The following is a 4,904-nucleotide window of genomic DNA, read 5'->3' on the forward strand; positions in this document are numbered from 1 at the left end:
GCCCGGGACTTCGGTCCCGGGCCGCGCGGCCGTTCCGTGTCCGGTGCGGCGGTGTCAGTACGCCGCCGGGGATGATCGGCGCAGCCGGCGGGCGGCCGGGCGCACCAGCAGCGAGAGCAGCACGGCCGCCACGGCGACGGCCCCGACGAGGGTGGCGAGGAAGTGACCGGGGCCGAGCGCCCCGTGGGTGACGAGCGCCCCGAAGACGGCGCCGAGCGCACCGGTGAGGAGGACGGTTCTCCGGGCGGGGAGGCGGTCGGGCAGACGGTGCGCGGCGGCCCAGGCCAGGGCGAGTCCGAGCAGGGTGGAGCCGAGGGCTTCCAGGAACACGGTGGGTCACCTCGCGAGGGGTGCGGGGCGGGTGGTGTGGTCAAGCCCCCTCTACCCCGGGCCGCCGGAACGCAATCCTCCCCACGCCCTGGCGGGGCGCCCCGTACCCGCGGCCGTCACGGCCGGAGCCCGGCCGCGGACGCCCCCGGCGCGCTGCCGCGGCGCCACCCGGACGGTCGTACCGGAAGCGGCCCCGGGAGCGTGCGCGAGGGGGCCGGAGAGGTGGACGGCGTACGGGGAGCGGGGCCGGAGGCGTACGCGAGGAGGCCCGGAGGGACGGGTGTCCCTCCGGGCCTCCTCGGTGAGAGCCGGGGCTCAGAGCGCGCCGAAGCCCACCCGGCGCACCGCGCTCTCGCCGAGCTCGACGTACGCGATCTTGTCCGACGGGACGAGGACCCGACGGCCCTTGTCGTCCTCAAGGCTGAGCAGCGGTGCCTTGCCGGACAGCGCGTCGGCGACGGCGCGCTCCACGTCCTCGGCGGACTGCCCGCTCTCCAGAACGATCTCCCGGGGTGCGTGCTGCACGCCGATCTTGACCTCCACGGCTATGTCCCTCCGAACGGTCAGCCATGCGCGATGAACCCGCGCCGTACGCTGCACACATTAGCCCGGTGAGGGGACGCGTACGGCGCAGCCGCCGCACGCCAGGAGCGAACAGCCGCCGGGAACAAACGGACGGTCAGTGGCCCTCGGCGCTCAGCTGGCCGTCCACCGCGTGCAGCGGGAAGCCCGCGATGCCGCGCCAGGCGAGCGAGGTGAGCAGCGAGACCGCGGTGTCGCGCGGGATCGGGGACTCGCTGGAGAGCCAGTAGCGGGCGACGACCTGCGAGACGCCGCCGAGGCCCACCGCGAGCAGCATCGACTCGTCCTTGGACAGGCCGGTGTCCTCGGCGATGACCTCGGAGATCGCCTCGGCGCACTGGAGGCTCACCCGGTCGACCCGCTCGCGCACGGCCGGCTCGTTGGTGAGGTCGGACTCGAAGACGAGCCGGAAGGCGCCGCCCTCGTCCTCGACGTAGGCGAAGTAGGCGTCCATGGTGGCCGCCACGCGGAGCTTGTTGTCCGAGGTGGAGGCGAGGGCCGTACGGACGGAGTGGAGCAGGGACTCGCAGTGCTGGTCGAGCAGGGCCAGGTAGAGCTCCAGCTTCCCGGGGAAGTGCTGGTAGAGCACCGGCTTGCTGACTCCGGCCCGCTCGGCGATGTCGTCCATGGCCGCCGAGTGGTAGCCCTGGGCGACGAAGACCTCCTGGGCCGCGCCGAGCAGCTGGTTCCGCCGGGCACGGCGCGGCAGCCGCGTACCGCGAGGGCGTGCTGCCTCTGTCTGCTCGATGGCGCTCACGCGGCCTCCCAAGAATTCGATCCATGTGCGCTGTCGCGCCGCGCGGCCATCGTACTTTTGGGTAACCCGGGTGTGCGCGGTGCGGACGCAGAATTTCACGGACCGGACGCCGCGGTCGACAGGCTATTCAAGATTAAACCGAACAAATCAGCGGTAGTCGTCTTCGTCGAGGGTGACGACACGCGCCTGCTCCGAGGCGTCGCCCTCGTCCGCCGCGTCGTGGTCGATGTCGCTGAGCGGTTCGTCCTCCCTGGGACGCAGTTCCGCGTGCTGCTCGGCCGCGTCGGCCTCCGGGACTTCCTCGTCGAGCACGGTCTCCCTCTCCTCGCGTTCCTCGGGGAACGTGTCCGGCTCGGACGGATCGACAGACATGAGGTTCCTTCCCGATCCTCCCCGCGCGCGGGCGGCCGCCCACGCGGATGACCCTCCCTTCGAGCGTAGGAGCACCGGCGCCCGCCCGCACCCGAGCCGCGTCCGCCGGGGGCCGGACCGCGCCCCGGGGCGGCGCCACGCGGTCCTGTGACCGCACCCACACACGGGCCCGCGTGATCGTCTCGTAATATTGCGGCCATGTCCTCGACCGAGCTGCCGGAAACCCGGACCGCCGACACCGCTCCGGCGTCGCCGCTTCCGCGCACCGTCCGGGTCGCCGAAGGCGAGGAGCTCCGCTCCGTCGCGCTCCCCGGACTCACCCTCACCGTGCGCTCCCGGCCCGGCGGCCGCACCGGCCTGCCGCCCGCCCTCTACGTGCACGGCCTCGGCGGTTCCTCGCAGAACTGGTCCGCCCTGATGCCGCTCCTCGCCGACCTCGTCGACGGCGAGGCCGTCGACCTGCCCGGCTTCGGCGACTCCCCGCCGCCCGACGACGGCAACTACTCGGTCACCGGACACGCCCGGGCCGTCATCCGGCTGCTCGACGCCTCCGGCCGCGGCCCGGTCCACCTCTTCGGCAACTCGATGGGCGGCGCCGTCGCCACCCGCGTCGCCGCCGTCCGGCCCGATCTGGTCCGCACCCTGACCCTCGTCTCTCCGGCCCTGCCCGAGCTGCGCGCCCAGCGCACCGCCTGGCCGACGGTGCTGCTGGCCGTGCCCGGGGTCGCCGGGCTCTTCGCCCGCCTCTCCCGGGACTGGACCGCCGAGCAGCGCGTCCGCGGCGTCCTCTCGCTCTGTTACGGGGACCCGGGCCAGGTCACCGAGGAGGGCCTCCGGCACGCCGTCGAGGAGATGGAGCGCCGGCTGGAACTCCCCTATTTCTGGGACGCCATGGCCAGGTCCTCGCGCGGGATCGTCGACGCCTATACGCTCGGCGGCCAGCACGGCCTGTGGCGGCAGGCGGAGCGGGTCCTCGCGCCCACCCTCCTGGTCTACGGCGGCCGTGACCGGCTCGTCTCGTACCGGATGGCCCGCAGGGCCGCCGCGTCCTTCCGGGGCTCGCGGCTGCTGAGTCTGCCCGACGCCGGTCACGTGGCGATGATGGAGTACCCCGGGACGGTCGCCGCGGCCGCGCGGGAACTGATCGCGGACCACGACGCGCGGCACGACGGGAGCTGAACCCGGGGTGGGACGACATAGTCGCAAGGGGCCCGCGCCCACGGCGGGCGACGCCGGGCGCACGCCCGTGGGGGACACCGGGCCCACGCCCGTCGTGGACTCCGGCACCGGGACGGGCACGGGCCGGCGCCGCAGGACCGGCGACGGTCCCGAGGAGCACGGCCCGGCCCGGGGCACCCCCCGCGGCCCCGGCGCCTTCCACGGCCGCGGCACGCCCGCGCAGGGGACTCCGGCGTACGGCGCTCCGGCGTACGAGCCCCCGTCGTACGGCGCTCCCGCTCAGGGCGCGCCCGCGTACGGCACTCCGGCGCACGGCACCCCGGGGTACGGCACTCCCGCCCACGGCACTCCCGCGCCGGGGCGCCGGGCGCCCGTGTACGGCACTCCCGCCCACGGCACCCCGGCGTACGGCGGGGGCGCGTACGACGCGCCCGCGCACGGCGCCCCGCACACGCCCGCCCATGGCATTCCGGTCCGCGGCGGGCACCCCGCGCACGAGGAGACCGGCCGGCCCGGGCCCGAGCGGTACGGGCCCGCCACCGGCGCCGCGCCGCTGATCCCCGGCCCCCGCCGGTCCGCCGCGGCCCCGCCGGCCGGGCCCGACGCCCCCGCGGCCGACACCGCCGCCGGGGACGAGGCGCCGGGCAAGGGCGGCAAGGGGTGGGCGCTCACCGGCATCGCCGCCGCCGCCGTCACCACCTGCCTCGCGATCGTCGTCGCCGGCCAGGTCGCCGACCGCGAGGACGACGCCCCGACCGTCCGCGCCGCGCAGAAGCCCGCCGAGCGGGCCTCGGAGGACTCGGCCTCCCGCTCCGACGAGCGCGCCGCCCCGTCCGCCCCGGCCCCCGCGACGCGCGCCCCGGCGCCCACGTACGAGCAGTTGATGACCCATCAGTTCCCGATCGACCCGAAGCTCTCCGGCTCCGGCGAGTTCGAGGTCGTGGCCGGCCTCGACAAGGCTCCCGGCCAGGGGCGCAAGTACCGCTACCGGGTGGACGTCGAGAAGGGGCTCGACCTCGACGGCAAGCTCTTCGCGCGGGCCGTCCAGCAGACCCTCAACGACAAGCGCAGCTGGGCCGGTCAGGGCGCCATGGCCTTCGAGCGGATCTCCAGCGGGGAGCCCGACTTCGTCATCACCCTCGCGAGCCCCGGCACCACCGGCACCTGGTGTGCCAAGTCGGGACTCGACACCACCGTCGACAACGTCTCCTGCGACTCCGCCTCCACCGAGCGCGTGATGATCAACGCCTTCCGCTGGGCGCAGGGTTCGGAGACCTTCGGCCCGAAGGCGATGTACGCGTACCGGCAGATGCTGATCAACCACGAGGTCGGACACCGGCTCGGGCACAACCACGTGTCGTGCCGGACGCCGGGCGCGCTGGCGCCGGTGATGCAGCAGCAGACGAAGTCCCTGGACATCGACGACATCCACTGCAAGCCCAACCCCTGGGTTTATCCGGGTAGTTGATCCCGCCGGTCGCCGTTTCCGGCGCGGGTCGCACGCGCCGTCCCCGGCACTCGCCGGCGGCTGTCGCCGGCCGTCGGCGTATCGCCTTTCCGGCTTTCCCCGCGCGCGCCCGCGGAATTCCCTTTTCCCGTCCCGTGGCGTACTCCGATGGAACGCGACCGGACCGGGAAAGTTACGTGCATTCACCCCTTCCGGTGGTGCGACGGACAACCGTCC

The 4,904-nt window shown here is 74.6% G+C and carries 6 protein-coding genes; 2 read left to right on the forward strand and 4 right to left on the reverse strand.

Going from position 1 to position 4,904, the window contains the following annotated elements; translation table 11 throughout:
• Nucleotides 1-54 precede the first annotated feature (54 nt).
• From ACFQ8C_RS36450 to ACFQ8C_RS36465, 4 genes are all read right to left on the reverse strand, one after another.
• Nucleotides 55-330, reverse strand: coding sequence for a hypothetical protein (locus ACFQ8C_RS36450; protein WP_383466177.1), 276 nt, complete (start codon nt 328-330; stop codon nt 55-57).
• 315 nt (nt 331-645) lie between these two features.
• Nucleotides 646-873 carry a DUF3107 domain-containing protein gene (locus ACFQ8C_RS36455; RefSeq protein WP_383466179.1) on the reverse strand — a complete coding sequence of 76 codons (228 nt, stop codon included), beginning with the start codon at nt 871-873 and terminating at the stop codon, nt 646-648.
• A gap of 136 nt (nt 874-1,009) precedes the next feature.
• Nucleotides 1,010-1,669, reverse strand: a complete 660-nt coding sequence (locus ACFQ8C_RS36460) for a TetR/AcrR family transcriptional regulator (RefSeq protein ID WP_383466181.1) — start codon at nt 1,667-1,669, stop codon at nt 1,010-1,012.
• A gap of 147 nt (nt 1,670-1,816) precedes the next feature.
• Entirely contained in the window at nt 1,817-2,041 is a 225-nt protein-coding gene (locus ACFQ8C_RS36465) for a hypothetical protein (RefSeq protein WP_383466183.1), read from the reverse strand.
• Nucleotides 2,042-2,239: 198 nt separating this feature from the next.
• Here ACFQ8C_RS36465 and ACFQ8C_RS36470 point away from each other — a divergent pair, with 198 nt between their 5' ends.
• Both ACFQ8C_RS36470 and ACFQ8C_RS36475 read left to right on the forward strand, forming a co-directional pair.
• Complete coding sequence (locus tag ACFQ8C_RS36470) at nt 2,240-3,220, forward strand: alpha/beta fold hydrolase (protein WP_383466185.1); 981 nt, start codon at nt 2,240-2,242, stop codon at nt 3,218-3,220.
• Nucleotides 3,221-3,287: 67 nt separating this feature from the next.
• A complete protein-coding gene (locus ACFQ8C_RS36475) occupies nt 3,288-4,688 on the forward strand; it encodes a DUF3152 domain-containing protein (RefSeq protein ID WP_383466187.1) in 1,401 nt (466 codons plus the stop codon).
• The last annotated feature ends 216 nt before the right edge of the window (nt 4,689-4,904 follow it).

Origin of the sequence: Streptomyces sp. NPDC056503 (assembly GCF_042794995.1) — a bacterium.
GTDB lineage: Bacteria > Actinomycetota > Actinomycetes > Streptomycetales > Streptomycetaceae > Streptomyces.

What these genes read in the sequence shown, in the direction of transcription:
- ACFQ8C_RS36470 (WP_383466185.1), top strand. Translation starts at nt 2,240, where the DNA reads ATGTCCTCGACCGAGCTGCCGGAAACCCGGACCGCCGACACCGCTCCG.
- ACFQ8C_RS36465 (WP_383466183.1), bottom strand. Translation starts at nt 2,041, where the DNA reads ATGTCTGTCGATCCGTCCGAGCCGGACACGTTCCCCGAGGAACGCGAG.